The organism is Sphingobium salicis subsp. salicis (assembly GCF_049472635.1).
In the GTDB taxonomy this organism is placed as follows: domain Bacteria; phylum Pseudomonadota; class Alphaproteobacteria; order Sphingomonadales; family Sphingomonadaceae; genus Sphingobium; species Sphingobium yanoikuyae_A.
The window spans coordinates 3,936,559-3,951,923 of record NZ_JAYRCS010000001.1 but is presented as its reverse complement, the minus strand read 5'-3'; the positions used below and the strand labels follow the sequence as shown (position 1 = coordinate 3,951,923).

The following is a 15,365-nucleotide window of genomic DNA, read 5'->3' as shown; positions in this document are numbered from 1 at the left end:
CCGTCCTCATGGGGAGCCTGCGCGCCTATCTTCAACAGCATCGAGGGCAAGCGCTGGCGCTTGTCCTGCTGGCGCTGTGCATGAAGGCCTTGCTGCCCGGCGGCTTCATGCTGGCGCAACAACAGCGCACCCTGGTCATCCAGTTCTGCCATGACGCCGCGATCGGCAGCACCGCCTCGCAGCTGATCGTGCCCTTGCAGGCCGATCCCGATCATCAGCCGGCCGATGCCGCCAAGCGCACATGCCCCTATGGCGCGCTGTCGATGGCCTCGCTCGGCGGCGCTGATCCGCTGATAGTAATGCTGGCGATCGCCTTCGCCCTGCTGCTCGGCTTCGCGCCGGTGCGGCCGCCTGCGCTCGTGCGCATCGGCCATCTGCGCCCCCCTTTGCGCGGACCACCCGCCTGATCTGACCATGGCCGTGCCGCCGCGCGGCCTTTCTTTCAGATCAAGCGCCCCTGCCGGGAAGGCGGGCGCGCGCAAACAGGGTTTCCGATGAAGACATCTCTCGTCGCAATCGCCGCATCGCTGGCATTGCTCCCCACCCATGTCGCCGCGCAGGACAGCCTGCCGGCCGATACCCCCACCACCGATGACGCGGCCCCGCCGCTCCAGACCCGCTTCGACGGGGCGGCGCCCGATATCGGCAGCGCGCCGCTCAACGGCGCCCGGCTCGGCAGCGGCACATTGCGCCGTCGCGCCCTGTCGAGCAGCGACACCGCCGCCATCCTCGCCAGCCTGCCCGGCGTCGCGGCCAATGGCGGCGGCGGCTTTTCCTCCATGCCGGCGCTGCGCGGCCTGACCGAACAGCGGATTCGCATCACGCTTGACGGCATCCCGGTCGACATTGCCTGTCCCAACGACATGAATACGCCGCTTTCCTATACCGATCCGCAGACGGTCGGCAGCATCGCGGTGGTGCCGGGCGTCTCGCCGGTCAGCATGGGCGGTGACAATATTGCCGGTATCATCGCTGTCGAAAGCGCGATGCCGCGCTTCGCCGTCGATGGCGGCACCCTGGTTACGGGGGAAGCATCCAGCTTCTATCGCAGCAATGGCGACGCCTTTGGCGGCGGCGTCACGCTGACGGTCGCGGGCAAGCGGATCAGCGCTACCTATAGCGGCTCCTACACCCAGTCGGACAACTATGACGGTGGCGGCAACCGGGGCGTGGTGCGTTCGACCGAATATGCCAAGACCGATCATCAGCTGGCGCTCGCCGCTCAGACCCGTCTCGGCCTGTTCGAGCTGAAGGGCGGCTATCATTTCTCGCCCTATGAGGGCTTCCCGAACCAATATATGGACATGACCTCGAACAGGTCCTGGTTCCTCAACGGCCGATATCGCGGCACCTTCGCCTGGGGCGATGTCGATGCCAGCGTCGGCTATCGCGACACCGCCCATCGGATGGACTTCCTCGCCGACAAGCAGCCCGGCTCCATGCCGATGAATACGCAAATTCACAGCTTCACCTCGGCGATGAAGCTGAGCCTGCCGCTCAGCCCGCACGACACGCTGCGCGTGGGCGGCGATTATCAGCATCAGGGCATGGACGACTGGTGGCCGCCGGTCGCCGGATCGATGATGATGGGCCCCAATCCCTTTATCAACATCAACAATGGCCGGCGCGACCGGCTGGGCCTGTTCGGCGAATGGGAATCGCACTGGACCGATCGGCTCTCCACCTCGATCGGCGCGCGCTTCGATCGGGTGCGGATGAATACGGGCGACGTTCAGCCCTATGGCACCGGCATGATGAACATGGCCGACGCCATGGCGGCAGAAGCCTTCAATGCGCGCAGCCATCGCCGCACCGACAACAACTGGAGCGCGACCGCACTGGCGAGCTGGCAGGCGTCCGACCTACTCGCCTTTGAACTGGGCTATGCGCACAAGAGCCGCGCGCCCAATCTCTACGAGCGCTATGCCTGGGGCCGGGGCGCGATGGCCAGCCAGATGATCGGCTGGTATGGCGACGGCAATGGCTATGTCGGCAATCTCGACCTCAAGTCGGAACAGGCCGACACGGTCAGCGCCGCGCTGCGCCTGACCGCGAAGGGCGGTGCGACGCTGAAGATCTCGCCCTATTATACCCGCGTGAACGACTATATCGACGCGGCCCATCTCCAGGATCTGACCGACATGATGGGCATGCCCAGCGGCTTCGTGCAGCTGCAATTCGCCAATCAGGATGCCCAATTTTACGGCGTCGATGTCAGCGCCAGCGTGCCGCTCCAGCGCAGCGCCCATGTCGAAACCAGCTTCACTGCCAGCGCTTCCTATGTCCATGGCCAGAATCTGTCGGATGGCGGCCCGCTCTATCGCCAGATGCCGCTCGACCTGAAGATGGGCCTCGCCCATCGCATCGACGCGCTGGAACTGGGCGCCGATGTCGAATTTGTCGCCGACAAGAATCGCGTCGACGCCACCCGCAACGAACCGCGCACGCGCGGCTATGCGCTGGTCGACCTGCGTGCCGGCTATACGCTGCCGCTTTGGGCCAAGGGGCTGAAGCTGACGGTCGAGGCGAAGAATCTCTTCGACGCCGGCTATGACCTGCCGCTTGGCGGCATGTCACTGGGCGATTATGGCGCGACCGGCACGCTGCGTCCGGTGCCGGGCATGGGCCGCTCGATCAATCTGGGCCTCAGCACGCGCTTCTGACGAACCGGCCGGGTGTGCCTCATCGGCGCGCCCGGCCTCCCAATCAGGATACACTCTGTGGGCGGTCGGGTGGGGGCGTGGGCCGGCGCGGACTTTCCAACCAGAAAGTCAGTGCATTGCCTCATAATCCTCGCGCAGGGCATTGAGGTGCGGCCGGGTGAACAGCTTGCCGCGCTCCGCCCAGAAGACGATCAGCAGCGATCCCGATCCGAACACCAGCAGCCCCAGCGTGAAGGGCAGGGTGGTCCCGTCGAAGGCGCGACCGACCAGGCTGCCCAGCGCGCTCGACACCGCGGTCGTCAGGAAGGCCTGGAAGGAGGAGGCGACGCCCGCTCCCTTGGAGAAGGGCTCCATCGAGATCGCGCTGAAATTGGATGCGGTGAACGCCACCGTCATCATCGTCATCGCCTGCAGCACCATGAAGGTGACGATGGTTTCCTGCCCGGCCAGGATCACCGCCAGATGCACCGCCGCAATCAGGATGAAGGCGATCAGCGCGCTCTGGCTCAGCCGCCGCGCGCCGAAGCGCGAGACCAGCCGGCTGTTGACCAGGCTGCCTATCCCCATGCTGCCGGCGATCGTCGCAAAGGCGAGGGGGAAGATCTTCTGCGCATGGAACACGTCGAAGAAGATCTGCTGCACCGACAGGATGAAGCCGATCAGGCCGCTCATCACCACGCCGCTCGCCAGCATGTAACCGATCGAGCTGCGCGTGCGGAAGATCGTGCCGACCGTCTGGAGGATGGTGCGCGGGTTGATGCGGATGCGATTGTCGGGATGCAGCGTCTCGGGCAGGCGGATCGCCATCCAGCCCAGGATCGCGGTCGCCAGGATCGCCAGCACCCAGAAGATCCAGCGCCACGGCGCGATCCACAATATCGCCTGGCCGAAACTGGGTGCCATCACCGGGATCAGCATGAACACCGCGAAGATCAGCGACATGACCCGCGCCATCGCGTCGCCCTTGAACCGGTCGCGGATGATGCCGACGGTGATGACGCGGCTCGCCCCGGCAAAGAATCCGGCGCTGGTGCGCGCGATCAGCAACATGGTGAAGCTGTGCGCCCCGGCACAGGCGATCGAGGACAGGATGAACAATATCATCGCCCCGCCCAGCACCTTCTTGCGCCCGAACTGGTCCGACAGCACGCCGAACAGCAGCGATCCCACGCCCAGCCCCATGAAATAGAAGCTGATGATCAGCTGCCGGTCATTGGGATTTGCGATATGCAGGTCGCGGCCAATGTCGGGCAGGGCCGGCAGCATCGGATCGATCGACAGCGCGTTCATCGCCATCAGGCACGCACACAGCAGCACGAACTCGCGGAAATGAATATCCTTTGCGGCAGGCTGCGCGCCCATGGGGGAATTTTCGGCCATCACTGGCCTATGCGGACAATCGCCCGGCGGCGCCAGCCCCAACGCGCTTATTTCCGCCCCTCATCGCCCACCTGTCATCGCCCACCGGGCATTAACCCTGCCGCATCCAGCAGCTTCGGGCAAACTGCGCAAATATGCCGATTTGGCCGTTAACCATTTTTTACGGCCTGCCGGGCATTCTGCCCCCACTCGCAAACCAAAGGTTGGAACATTGGGTTAGGGATACAGGGGAAGATCATGGCAAATAGTCTCAAAAGTGCGCAGTTTTTGATGGATAGTCGTCTGGCCGGCGCGGCCCACGGCTCGGCAGAGGCCTGTTTCGAACTGGGCGTCGCCTATAGCTGCGGCACCGGGGGCATGCCGATCGACCTGGTCGAGGCCCATAAATGGTTCAACCTTGCGGCCCGTGGCGGCAGCGAAGCCGGCCAGAGCATGCGCGCCGAAATCGCCGAGGAAATGACCGCGCGCGAGATTGCCGAGGCCCAGCGCCAGGCCCGTGCCTGGATCGTCGCGACCGAAGTTCGCGCCGCCTGATCAGCCTTCCTTGCGGAAGGGCGTTCTTTCATTGAGCCACAGACGGTCGCGCTGCACTTCCTCCCGCTCGGCGTCGAGGAAACCCGCCACCGCCCGGCGAAAGCTCGCATTGGGAATATGATGCGCCGAATAGGTGGGCTGCGGCGCATAGCCGCGCGCCAGCTTGTGGCCGCCCTGCGCGCCCGCCTCGACCCGGTCGAGCCCGCGCGCGATCGCCGCATCGATCGCCTGATAATAGCATAGCTCGAAATGCAGGTTGGGCACGTCCTCGCGGCATCCCCAATAGCGGCCATAGAGCGTGTCTTCGCCGATCAGGTTCAGTGCGCCTGCAATCGCCTGGCCCTCGCGCAGCGCCAGCATCAGCAATATGCTGTCCGCCATCGTCTCGCCCAGGATCGAGAAGAAGGACCGGGTCAGATAGGGCCTGCCCCATTTGCGCGCGCCGGTATCCTGATAGAAATCCCAGAATATGTCCCAATGCGCTTCGGTCAGGTCGCGTCCGGAAAGGTGGACGATCTCCAGCCCCTCGACCGCGCGCCGCCTTTCCTTGCGGATATTCTTGCGCTTCTCGCTCGACAGCTCGGCCAGGAAATCCTCGAACCCGGCATAGCCCCTGTTGTGCCAGTGAAACTGGCTGTCCTCGCGAATCAGCCAGCCCGCCGCCTCGAACAGGGCGATCTGGTCGGGATCGACGAAGGTCGCATGCGCCGATGACAGGTCGTTGCGCTCGACCAAAGTCTCGATTCCCGCGATCAGCGCCGGCCCCAGCGTCGAATCGCGCACCAGCAATCGGGGGCCGGGCACGGGCGAGAAGGGCGCGGCGATCTGTATTTTCGGATAATATTGGCCGCCCGCCCGCTCCCAGGCATCGGCCCAGCCATGGTCGAACACATATTCGCCCTGGCTGTGGGTCTTGGCATAGAGCGGCGCAGCGGCCGCGATCGTCCCGTCCGGCCCGTCGATGACGATCGGCAAGGGTTGCCATCCGGTGCCCGGCCCGACGCTTCCGGACTGTTCCAGTGCGGTCAGGAAATCCCAGCTGACGAACGGATTGGCGCTGCCGGCACAGGCATCCCATTGCGCTTTGGGCAGGTCGGCGACGCCACCGGCGATGCGCGCGACAAATTCGCTCATGCTGGTCCCTCGAAGATGATCTGGTCGACATGGGCAGCGGCGATCGCCCGCTGCGCCGTGCTGCGCACCGTCCAGCTCAACACCGGCAGCCCCCGGCGACGGGCGGCATCGGCGAAGCGGAAGGGCAAGTCACGGATATCACAGGCCAGAAAATCGGGATTGGCCAGCCAAAGTGCAAGGGTGCGGTCGAAAAGCGCGCGCAGCCGCCCCTTGTTCTGGCTGCTGCTCACCAGTCCGCGCACCATGTCCGGCCGATGTCGCGCGAACCAGCGCATCGCCAGCGGGTTGAACGACATCACCGCCACCGGCTGGTCGCGGCCGTCGAGCGTCCTTGCCACCGCAGTGCAGATTGGCGCGACATCGCGCCCCTCGACCTTTATCTCGATCAGCAGCGGCGTCGTGATACAGGCGTCCAGCAGTGCGGTTAGGCGCGGGATCGCGCCGCCATCGGGCAGGCGCAGTGCGTCCAGTTCTGTCGCATCGCGATCCGCTACGGCGCCCGCTTGCCCGGCCATTCGCATCAGGCTGGCGTCATGAAAGACGATGGGCCGGCCGTCGCGGCTCAGCCGGACATCGCATTCGATGCCCAGTCCCCTGGCGATGGCGGCATCGAACGCCGCCATGCCATTTTCGCTGATGCCCGTCCGATGCAGCCCGCGATGGGCGAAGGGGCGGGCGGTCAGCCAGTCGGGCCGCTTATGCAGCGGGGCGAACCTGCACGATCGCGTCGATCTCGACGGCCGCGCCCAGCGGCAGCACCGGCACGCCGACGGCGCTGCGGGCATGCTTGCCGGCTTCACCGAACACCGCGACCATCAGTTCCGACGCGCCATTGGCAACCTTGGGCTGGTCGGTGAAGCCGGGTGCGCTGGCGATGAAGGCACCCAGCTTGACGATGCGTTCGACCCGGTTGAGGTTGCCGCCCAGCGCCGCCTTCATCTGGGCGATGAGGTTCAGGCCACAGGCGCGCGCGGCTTCGACGCCATAGTCCAGGTCGCGGTCCTCGCCCAGCCGGCCGGTCATCAGTTCGCCATTGTTCAGCGCGATCTGGCCGGAAATATGCAGCAGGCCGTTGGCCTCTACCGCGGCGACATAGGCTGCGACCGGGGCGGCGGCGGCGGGCAGGGTGATGCCGAGTTCGGCAAGGCGGGCGTCGATGCTCATGCAATGGCTCCATTCAGGGGCGTTGAAATAGCGGGTGCCGGCCCTTCGGCCAGGCGGGCGATGATCCATTTTTCGGCGCTGGCCCAATCGTCGATCCGGGCATGGGCCTTGTCCGCGACCGGGATGTCGCCCGCGATCTCGGGCTCACCGACCATGTGCAGCCGCCATACGCCGGGCGCATGACGCGCGACCGACGCATGATGCTCGCCCAGATCGTCGATGAAGACGGCGCAGCTCGGCTGGCGTTCGGCCAGGATATTGGCCAGCTTGTGCCCCTTGCCGCCATGGTTCCAGTGGACCGGCAGGTGCAGGCCATGGCTCGCCAGTTGCTCGATGCGCAGCTGGTGGTGGCGCTCGCCGATATTGGTCAGCACTTCGATGTCGGCGATCTGTGCCAGCCGATGCAGCGCCTCGACCGCGCCGCTGATCGGGGTCTGGCGCGCCATTTCGGTATCGAAAAAGGCGATCAGCAACTCCCACACCAGTTCGCGTTCCAGCGGGACGCCACTGTCCTTGTGGCGCAGTGCCTCGGCAAACCCCTGTTCGCGCATGTCGAAATGCACATCATGCGTCTCGTCCAGCCAGTGGCGGAACGGCACGACCATGTGCAGCAATACCTCGTCGCAGTCGGTGATGATCAGCGGGCGGCTCATCGGCTCAGATTCTCCTTCGCGGCGATCAGGGCCGCCGGGCTGCTGTCGATCGCCTCGGCACAGGCAACCAGATCGGGTTCATGGTCGGCCAGGAAGGCCAGCACGGCGCCCAGGATCGCACGATTGCCGACGCCTGCGCGCAGCGCATCGGCATCCAGACCGGTCAGCGCCAGCAGTCGATCGGCCCGGCGACCATCGCTCAGCGTCCATCCCATTGCCATCAATGCCAAAATTTCGGCATCGGCGGCGCTATCCGGCTTGCCATTCTGGGTCTCGGGTCGCATGATTGGCTCTCGCGGAATGGGCGGCTATAGGCGCGCACCAAGGGGCTTCTCTGGAACGCGGGTGACTCGTGGCAAAGCGCGTGCTCGTTGTCGAGGACAACGAACTCAATCTGAAACTTTTTTGCGACCTGCTGCGCGCGCACGGGCATGACGTGCTGCCGCTGCGCGATGGCCGCGACGTGCTGGCGCAGGCGCGCGAATTCGCGCCGGACCTGGTGATCACCGACATCCATCTGCCCCATGTCAGCGGCTATGACCTGATCGTGTCGCTCAAGGGCGATGACAGCCTGTCGGCGGTGCCGATCATGGCGGTCACCGCCTATGCCGGGAAGGGCGATGAGGATCGTATCCGCGCGGCCGGGGCCGACGCCTATGTGTCCAAGCCGATTTCGGTGCTGCGGTTCGTCGAGCAGGTGAACGCGCTGCTGTAACCGGCCGGAAACAGCGTCACTTATGCGTCATCATTCGGTCGCTGCTCTGACATCATAGCGCAGTTTGCGCGTCATCCTCCTCTGTCACGTCATGCGCGCCAAGGGCGCGGCGGTCATGCCGACGCTCGGATGCACAGGGGTATTTTATCATGTCTCATCTGACCGACGAGGCGCGCGCGGCCTTCCGCGATGCGCAGCCCAAGATTGTTTCGGGCGAAGATAGCCTGGAAGCCATCGTCGCGGCCAATCCGGGCCGCCGCTCCGTCCTGAAGAACGGCCTGCTGGGCCTGTCCGTGCTGCCGATGCTCGGCGCGCTCGCCGCCTGTGACGATGATGACGACGACAGCACGCCGGCACCCACGCCGACGCCGACACCCTCCCCCACGCCGACTCCGACGCCCAGCTATGGCATCAACTTCACCTCGGTTGCGATCAACACCAACGACACCGTGACCGTGCCGTCGGGCTATACTGTCGATGTGCTGCTCAAGGCCGGCGATCTGGTCGAAGCCGGCACCGCCTTTGCCAATGGCACCTTCCCGACCAGCGTCAGCCAGACCGCGGCCTGGGCCGGCGGCAATCATGACGGCATGGAATATTTCGAACTGACCGGCACCGACGCCAACAGCGGCGGCCTGCTCGCGATCAACTTCGAACTGCCCGACTACAACATCCTCTTCTCCAGCGGCAGCTATAACGCGTCGACCGCCACCGCCGATCAGAAGGCGATCGCACTCTCGGCCGTCGGCATCGCCGTGGTCGAAGTGACCAAGGGCACGGACGGCAAGTTCGCGGTCAAGGCCGGCTCGAAATATAACAAGCGCTACAGCGGCAACACCGACTATCGCGTCGGCGGCCCTGCTGCGGGCGTCCTGCCCGGCACGATCCGCGGCATGCTCAACAACTGCTCGTCGGGCCGCACCCCCTGGGGCACCTACCTCACCTGCGAGGAAACGACGAACAACTATCTCGACCCGACCCAGCCCAACACCAGCTATGGCTGGGTGGTCGAGATTGATCCGTTCCAGGAACTGGCGCCCGCGACCAAGCGCACCGCGCTCGGCCGTTTCAGCCATGAAAATGTCGCCCACATGACCGACGCCAACAACCGCGTCGCCTTCTACATGGGTGACGATTCGACGCCGGGCTGCGTCTACAAGTTCGTGCCGGACCGTGCCTTCAGCAGCAGCAATCGTGCCGCCAACACCGACCTGCTCGATTATGGCACCCTCTATGTCGCGCGCTTCAATGCCGACGGCACGGGCGAATGGCGTCCGCTGGTCCAGGGCCAGAATGGTCTGGTCGCGGGGGCCCAGGATCCGGGCAACGTCAGCCAGTCGACCACGCCGCCGACCCCGACGACGGTCAATTTCACCAACCAGGCCGATGTGCTGGTCAACACCCAGTCGGCCGCCCGCGTCGCTGGCGGCACCATCATGGACCGTCCGGAATGGATCACGGTTGCGCCCAACAAGCAGGCGATCTTCGTCACGCTGACCAACAATAGCGGTCGCCGCGTCACCGACGCTGCCGATCCGCGCGTGACCAACCTGCATGGCCATATCCTCAAGTTCCGCGAAAATGGCGACTCGCCGCTGGCGACCGCCTTCACTTGGGAAATCTTCCTGCTGGCAGGCAACCCCGCGCTCGCGGAGGATAATCTCAAGGGCAATATCAGCGGCGACTATTTCTCCAGCCCCGATGGCATCCGCATCGATCCCCAGGGCCGCCTGTGGGTTCAGACCGACCATAATCTGACCGGCAATGCCGGCACGCTGAACGGCGCTGCCACCAACATGACCGGCGCCTTCGGCAATAATTCGATGTATTATATCGATCAGACCAGCAAGCAGTCGAAGCGCTTCCTGGTCGGCCCTGCGGGCTGCGAGATCACCGGCATTGCCTATACGCCGGACCTCAAGAACTTTTTCATCAACATCCAGCATCCGACCGGCAACTGGCCGGTGGCGGGGCAGCAGCCGCGCTCCTCGACCATCGTGGTGCGTCGTACCGACGGCCAGCCGGTCGGCAACTGACGACATCGGGCTCCCGATCTTCGGATCGGGGGCCTAGCCGGCGCGAATGCCAACAGGAAAAGGCCCGCTCCCAACAGGGACGGGCCTTTTTCGGTGCCGAAAGATCAGGCGCGCGGGCGCGAAGCCCGCAGCGGCTTACTTGATCTTGGCTTCCTTGAACTCGACATGCTTGCGCACGACCGGGTCATACTTGCTGAAGCTCAGCTTTTCGGTCGTGGTGCGCGGGTTCTTCTTGGTGACGTAGAAGAAGCCAGTGTCAGCCGTGCTGACGAGGCGGATCTTGACAGTTGCCGGCTTGGCCATGGCTTGGTCCCTGGTCTTGAAATAGCGTAAAAAGAAAAGCGGCCCTGTCGGACCGCCCCGTTTCAGCGGTGCCCCTTGGGGCAGATTCGCCCCGATGTCAAGGCTCGCGCGCCCAATGGAGGCTGTGCAACAGGCTTTACGGCCCTTTAACCCTATGCGCGCATGCTGTCAGGCGGGGCACGGATGAAGGGAGATGGCTCCATGCGACATGATCCGAAACTGGCGATTCTGGCGGACCTGCTGCGGCGGGTCGACGGACTCGCCGCCCAGCGCGGCCATGTGTCGGTGCCGCGCCTGCATGACGAGGTCGACCAGATCCGCCATATCGCACGCGCCTTTCGCGTCGACAGCGTCGGCGACCTGGCCGCCACGCTCCAGTCGGTCCTCTCGCTCGATGGGCTCGATTCGGTCGTCCTCTCCTATCTCGACCGGATGCGGGACGCGATCGCCGACGAACTGCCGCCGCTCGACAATATTTTGCCGCCGGCCGCCGCGCCCGCTACGGTGCATCGCCTGCACGCCTGACGGGATTTGGAATGGACGCCTTGTTGATCGCCCTGCTGGGCTGCCTGTTCGGGGAAATTGGCGACAAGGGGCAGTTGCTCGTGCTGGCGCTCGCCCATCGTTACCAGCGTGACGGGGCGATCATCGCCGGCGTTGCCGTTGCCGCCATCGCCAATGCTGCCCTTTCCGCGGCAGCGGGGGCCTGGATCGGGCCGATGCTCGGCCATGACGCACGGCTGTTGTTCATGGCGCTGTCGGTCCTGTTCCTGGGCGTCGGCCTGCTCTGGCCGGTGAAGATGCCCGACACGCTCGACGACTGGCGCATCGGGCCGTTCCTCACCACTGCGCTGGGCGTCTTCATCCTGGGCTTTGGCGACGGCCCGCAATTCCTGATCCTGGGCATCGCCACCCGCACGGCCGACCCGGCGCTGGCCGCGATCGGCGGCGCGATCGGCGTGATCGCCGCCAGCGTGCCGGTGATCCTGATGCGCGACCGGTTCCTCTCCGTGCTGCCGGTGCGCGCGATTCGCCTGGTCGGCGGCGGCATCGCCATATTGGCGGGCGCCGGCATGGCGATGAGCGCGATCGGCCGGCTCTGATCGATTCCCTTCATCAGCCTGACCGATAAATTGCCCAAAGATTTCCGACTTGCGGGGGCACCTTATTGACGGACAATCATTATATGTCCGAAATCAATTCCGCCCCAACAGGAGGACAATGCATGACCGCCCCCGATCTCAAGACGCCCACCGACCTCAAGAGCAATGCCACCAAGTCGGTCGCCGAGGCCCTGAACGGCGCCCTGGCCGACAGCTTTGCCCTCTATCTTAAGACCAAGAATTTCCACTGGCACGTCTCCGGCCCGCATTTCCGCGACTATCATCTGATGTTCGATGAGCAGGCGACCGAGATTCTGGGCGTGACCGACCTGATTGCCGAGCGCGTGCGCAAGACCGGCAACACCACGCTGCGCTCGATCGGCGACGTCGCCCGTCACCAGAGCGTGAAGGACAATGACGCCGATTTCGTCAGCCCGGCCGACATGCTCAAGGAACTGCGCGACGACAATCTGGCGCTGGTCGAAACCTTCCGCGCAGTGAAGGCCGCCGCCACCGAGGCAGGCGACAATGCGACCGAAGGCATCGTCGACGACTGGACCGACCAGGCCGAACAGCGCGCCTGGTTCCTGTTCGAAGCCGCCCGCGGCGCCTGAATCCGAAAAGGGCCTCCCGGCACGTCACCGGGAGGCCCTTTTCATGATCGCAATCGGTGAGGGGGCTTACGCTTCGTCCACCACCCCGATCGCCATGATCTCGATCGCGCCTTCCTTGCCGGAAAAATCTACGGTCTCGCCGATCTCGGCGTCCATCATCGCGCGGGCCAGCGGCGCGGAAAAGCTGATCCGCCCCTCATGCGGATCGGCCTCGTCATCGCCCACGATCGCCACGGTCTTTTCCTGGCGGTTCAACCGATAGGTCACCCGCGTCCCGAACGCGACCGCTTCGCCATCGGCCGCCGGGCGCAGTTCCGCCGTCGCCAGCCGCGTGCGCCAGTAGCGCAGCACCCGCTTGTGCTTCTTGGCGGCTTCCTCGTCCATCGCAGCGGTGTCGATCGCTTCCAGCGCTGCTACCTGTTCCTGCGTCAGCCGCAATCCGCGCGCCGTGACCCAATTGGGGCCGGGCGGGATCGGCAGCTCGAACTTGGGCTCCATATGCTCATCGTCGCTTTCGCGACGAAAGGCGACACTCATCTTGCCTCTCCAGAATTCCAATAATGCGGGACGACGGGACCGAACTGGCCGGTCAATCCTCGTCGAACAGCCCTGCAAGCTGTTCAACCATCGTGCCGCCCAATTGTTCGGCGTCCATGATGGTCACGGCGCGGCGATAATAGCGGGTGACATCATGGCCGATGCCGATCGCCACCAGTTGCACCGGCGACCGGTTCTCGATCCAGTCGATCACCTGGCGCAGATGCCGCTCCAGATAGGTGCCGCTATTGACCGACAGGGTGCTGTCGTCGACCGGCGCACCGTCGGAAATCACCATCAATATGCGCCGTTCCTCGGGCCGTGCGATCAACCGCGCATGCGCCCACAGCAGCGCCTCGCCGTCGATATTTTCCTTGAGCAGCCCTTCGCGCATCATCAGGCCCAGATTCTTGCGCGCCCGGCGCCAGGGCTCGTCGGCTTTCTTGTAGATGATATGGCGCAGGTCGTTCAGGCGCCCCGGCATGGGCGGACGGCCCGCCGCCAACCAGTCCTCGCGGCTCTGCCCGCCCTTCCAGGCGCGCGTGGTGAAGCCGAGGATTTCGGTCTTCACGCCGCACCGTTCCAGCGTGCGGGCCATGATGTCGGCGCTGATCGCGGCGATGCTGATCGGCCGGCCGCGCATCGATCCTGAATTGTCGATCAACAGGGTGACGACGGTATCGCGGAACTCGGTGTCACGCTCGATCTTGTAGGTCAGCGACCGGGTCGGATCGATCACGATCCGCGCCAGCCGCGCCGCGTCCAGAATCCCTTCCTCCTGGTCGAAATCCCACGAGCGAAGCTGCTGCGCCATCAACCGGCGCTGCAACCGGTTGGCGAGCTTGGTGACCGCGCCCTGCAAGGACACGAGTTGCTGGTCCAGAAAACCGCGCAGACGATTCAGCTCATCCTCGTCGCACAGGTCGTCGGCGGTGACGACCTCGTCATGCTTGAGCGTGTAGGATTTATAATCGAAACCGGGGGGCAGGTCGGACGTCGGCCGATTGGGCCGCACCGGCATCATGCCTTCCTCGCCCATGTCGTCGGCGCCGTCTTCCGCGTCGGCGTCGAACTCCTCGCTATAGTCGGTGTCGCCCTCTTCTGTCTCGCCGCCCTGATCCTCGGACCGGGCCTCGGCGTTCATGTCGCTGTCGCCCGATTCCTCCTGGCCAGAATCGCCTTCTTCCTGCTCTTCCTCCTTGTCCTCGCCCTCATCCTCGGGCTCGGGGTCGTCGGTTTCGGGCGGCACGTCGGCATCGACCAGCTGCAGATGCTCCAGCATCGCCTGGGTCAGCTTCTGGAAAGCGCGCTGGTCGTCGATGGCGAGGCCCAGCGCGTCGAGATCGGTGCCCGCCTTGTCCTCGATCCACTGGTCGACCAGCTTCATCGCCGGCTGCAATTCCTCGGGCACCGCCTGGCCGGTCAGCCGTTCGCGCACCTTGAGCGCCAGCGCGGTCGACAGCGGCACCTCGTCCGCCGCCCGCGCCCGGCGGATCGGATCGGACTTCAGGCGCATCGCCAGCGCCTCATTGAGGTTCGCGCGCACGCCGTCCAGCGCCCGCGATCCGATCGCCTCGACCCGCGCCTGCTCGACCGCGTCGAACACCGCGCGCGCCACCGCTTCGCCCGGCGCCATCGCATTGTGCAGCCTGACATTATGATGGCGCAGCTTCAGCGCATTGGCGTCGGCAAAGCCGCGCGCCAGTGCCACCTGATCGGCGGGCAACGCGCGGCTGGGCGTCGGCACCTTGATCGCCTTGCCCACCATGTGCGGCGTGTCGGCGGTGAAGCTCACCTCCACCTCCATGTCGCGCGTCATCGCCCGCGCAGTACCGGCCAGCACATCCTTGAAGGCGTCGAGGGGGGAACGTTCGGTCATGGCAAGTCCTTCAGCGCGGCGATGCAGGCCGCACGCAGCGGCGGCAGGTCACGCTGGATCGTGATGAGAATATAGCGGAGGTCGATCGAATCATACTCATGCCGCAGGACATTGCCCAGGCCGCGAATGGCTCTGGCGGGGATTGCAGGCGCAATTTCCTCCATCCGATCCTCGCCGATCTTGATCACCGCCTCGGTGATCCGTTGCAGGCAGCGTTCGCAGGCATCCACCGTCTTGCGATCGGCGATGAAGGCCTCGATCGCCATGTCGCCGACATAGGAACGGGCCGCGTCGATATTCTCGACAATATCCTGCAACCTCTGGGCTTCGCGGCTAGAAGACACAGACGCGATCCCGATCGATCTCGTGTTGCAGTCGTGCCTTGCGGGCCGGTTCGGTCACCATGTCGACGGCGACGCCCAGCGCCTCGCGCACCGCTTCGCCGATCGCGGCCACCTCGAACAGGCCGATCCGGCCATCATCGACCAGCTTGGCCGCGACATCGACATCGGAATCCGGCCGCTGTTCGCCCCGCGCGGTCGATCCGAACAAGGACAGGCTCACCACCCCCATGGCCCGCAATTGGGCTTCATGGGCTTTCAGGCGATCGATGGCGGTGTTCCTGTCCATATATCCATCATAATGCCAAG

Annotated in this window: 19 protein-coding genes; 8 read left to right on the top strand and 11 right to left on the bottom strand. The window is 65.0% G+C overall.

From position 1 onward, the window contains the following. The first annotated feature begins 8 nt into the window (after positions 1 to 8). Both VHN57_RS19145 and VHN57_RS19140 read left to right on the top strand, forming a co-directional pair. Entirely contained in the window at positions 9 to 407 is a 399-nt protein-coding gene (locus tag VHN57_RS19145) for a DUF2946 family protein (protein WP_278985670.1), read from the top strand. 87 nt (positions 408 to 494) lie between these two features. After that, on the top strand, positions 495 to 2,663 hold the full coding sequence (locus tag VHN57_RS19140) for a TonB-dependent receptor (RefSeq protein WP_278985669.1): 2,169 nt from the start codon (positions 495 to 497) through the stop codon (positions 2,661 to 2,663). 108 nt (positions 2,664 to 2,771) lie between these two features. Here the strand turns inward: VHN57_RS19140 and VHN57_RS19135 are convergent, their stop codons facing one another. Then, positions 2,772 to 4,043, bottom strand: a complete 1,272-nt coding sequence (locus VHN57_RS19135) for a multidrug effflux MFS transporter (RefSeq protein ID WP_029547873.1) — start codon at positions 4,041 to 4,043, stop codon at positions 2,772 to 2,774. A 237-nt stretch (positions 4,044 to 4,280) separates the two neighbouring features. On the opposite strand from VHN57_RS19135, the gene VHN57_RS19130 reads away from it, so the two are divergent. Next, positions 4,281 to 4,577 carry an SEL1-like repeat protein gene (locus tag VHN57_RS19130; RefSeq protein ID WP_004208961.1) on the top strand — a complete coding sequence of 99 codons (297 nt, stop codon included), beginning with the start codon at positions 4,281 to 4,283 and terminating at the stop codon, positions 4,575 to 4,577. On the opposite strand, the gene VHN57_RS19125 is transcribed toward VHN57_RS19130, so the two are convergent. From VHN57_RS19125 to VHN57_RS19105, 5 genes are read right to left on the bottom strand one after another with little or no spacing between them, the layout of a single operon-like run. After that, a complete protein-coding gene (locus tag VHN57_RS19125) occupies positions 4,578 to 5,711 on the bottom strand; it encodes a GNAT family N-acetyltransferase (RefSeq protein WP_423284907.1) in 1,134 nt (377 codons plus the stop codon). Then, positions 5,708 to 6,364, bottom strand: coding sequence for a glycerophosphodiester phosphodiesterase family protein (locus tag VHN57_RS19120; RefSeq protein WP_423286062.1), 657 nt, complete (start codon positions 6,362 to 6,364; stop codon positions 5,708 to 5,710). Before VHN57_RS19120 ends, VHN57_RS19125 begins: the two co-directional genes overlap by 4 nt. A 43-nt stretch (positions 6,365 to 6,407) precedes the next feature. Next, the gene (locus VHN57_RS19115; RefSeq protein WP_278985666.1) at positions 6,408 to 6,875 is read right to left on the bottom strand and encodes a RidA family protein; all 468 of its coding nucleotides are present in this window, start codon (positions 6,873 to 6,875) and stop codon (positions 6,408 to 6,410) included. Further along, the gene (locus VHN57_RS19110; RefSeq protein ID WP_278985665.1) at positions 6,872 to 7,528 is read right to left on the bottom strand and encodes an HAD family hydrolase; all 657 of its coding nucleotides are present in this window, start codon (positions 7,526 to 7,528) and stop codon (positions 6,872 to 6,874) included. Before VHN57_RS19110 ends, VHN57_RS19115 begins: the two co-directional genes overlap by 4 nt. Next, the gene (locus VHN57_RS19105) at positions 7,525 to 7,812 is read right to left on the bottom strand and encodes a DUF3572 domain-containing protein (protein ID WP_037509952.1); all 288 of its coding nucleotides are present in this window, start codon (positions 7,810 to 7,812) and stop codon (positions 7,525 to 7,527) included. Before VHN57_RS19105 ends, VHN57_RS19110 begins: the two co-directional genes overlap by 4 nt. Before the next feature lie 68 nt (positions 7,813 to 7,880). On the opposite strand from VHN57_RS19105, the gene VHN57_RS19100 reads away from it, so the two are divergent. Then, positions 7,881 to 8,243: a response regulator gene (locus VHN57_RS19100; RefSeq protein ID WP_004208955.1), complete on the top strand. Its 363-nt coding sequence runs from the start codon at positions 7,881 to 7,883 to the stop codon at positions 8,241 to 8,243. 149 nt (positions 8,244 to 8,392) lie between these two features. Then, positions 8,393 to 10,279 carry a PhoX family protein gene (locus tag VHN57_RS19095; RefSeq protein WP_278985664.1) on the top strand — a complete coding sequence of 629 codons (1,887 nt, stop codon included), beginning with the start codon at positions 8,393 to 8,395 and terminating at the stop codon, positions 10,277 to 10,279. 135 nt (positions 10,280 to 10,414) lie between these two features. Here the strand turns inward: VHN57_RS19095 and rpmG are convergent, their stop codons facing one another. Continuing rightward, complete coding sequence (rpmG, locus tag VHN57_RS19090; RefSeq protein ID WP_004208953.1) at positions 10,415 to 10,582, bottom strand: 50S ribosomal protein L33; 168 nt, start codon at positions 10,580 to 10,582, stop codon at positions 10,415 to 10,417. Between the two features lie 201 nt (positions 10,583 to 10,783). On the opposite strand from rpmG, the gene VHN57_RS19085 reads away from it, so the two are divergent. The 3 genes from VHN57_RS19085 (at position 10,784) to VHN57_RS19075 (ending at position 12,299) form a co-directional block, all read left to right on the top strand. Further along, positions 10,784 to 11,107: a hypothetical protein gene (locus VHN57_RS19085; protein WP_004208952.1), complete on the top strand. Its 324-nt coding sequence runs from the start codon at positions 10,784 to 10,786 to the stop codon at positions 11,105 to 11,107. 11 nt (positions 11,108 to 11,118) lie between these two features. After that, positions 11,119 to 11,685, top strand: a complete 567-nt coding sequence (locus tag VHN57_RS19080) for a TMEM165/GDT1 family protein (protein WP_037522168.1) — start codon at positions 11,119 to 11,121, stop codon at positions 11,683 to 11,685. 122 nt (positions 11,686 to 11,807) lie between these two features. Then, on the top strand, positions 11,808 to 12,299 hold the full coding sequence (locus VHN57_RS19075; RefSeq protein WP_004208950.1) for a Dps family protein: 492 nt from the start codon (positions 11,808 to 11,810) through the stop codon (positions 12,297 to 12,299). A 66-nt stretch (positions 12,300 to 12,365) separates the two neighbouring features. Here VHN57_RS19075 and VHN57_RS19070 read toward each other — a convergent pair whose 3' ends face one another. From VHN57_RS19070 to VHN57_RS19055, 4 genes are read right to left on the bottom strand one after another with little or no spacing between them, the layout of a single operon-like run. After that, positions 12,366 to 12,836: a GreA/GreB family elongation factor gene (locus VHN57_RS19070; protein WP_423284902.1), complete on the bottom strand. Its 471-nt coding sequence runs from the start codon at positions 12,834 to 12,836 to the stop codon at positions 12,366 to 12,368. A gap of 52 nt (positions 12,837 to 12,888) precedes the next feature. Then, positions 12,889 to 14,715 (bottom strand): cobaltochelatase subunit CobT, encoded by a 1,827-nt coding sequence (gene cobT / locus VHN57_RS19065; RefSeq protein ID WP_278985889.1) that lies wholly within the window; start codon positions 14,713 to 14,715, stop codon positions 12,889 to 12,891. Continuing rightward, positions 14,712 to 15,059, bottom strand: a complete 348-nt coding sequence (locus VHN57_RS19060) for a HepT-like ribonuclease domain-containing protein (RefSeq protein WP_026109340.1) — start codon at positions 15,057 to 15,059, stop codon at positions 14,712 to 14,714. Before VHN57_RS19060 ends, cobT begins: the two co-directional genes overlap by 4 nt. Continuing rightward, positions 15,049 to 15,345: a nucleotidyltransferase family protein gene (locus tag VHN57_RS19055; protein WP_004208946.1), complete on the bottom strand. Its 297-nt coding sequence runs from the start codon at positions 15,343 to 15,345 to the stop codon at positions 15,049 to 15,051. The genes VHN57_RS19060 and VHN57_RS19055 overlap by 11 nt, the downstream gene beginning before the upstream one ends. Between the last annotated feature and the right edge of the window lie 20 nt (positions 15,346 to 15,365).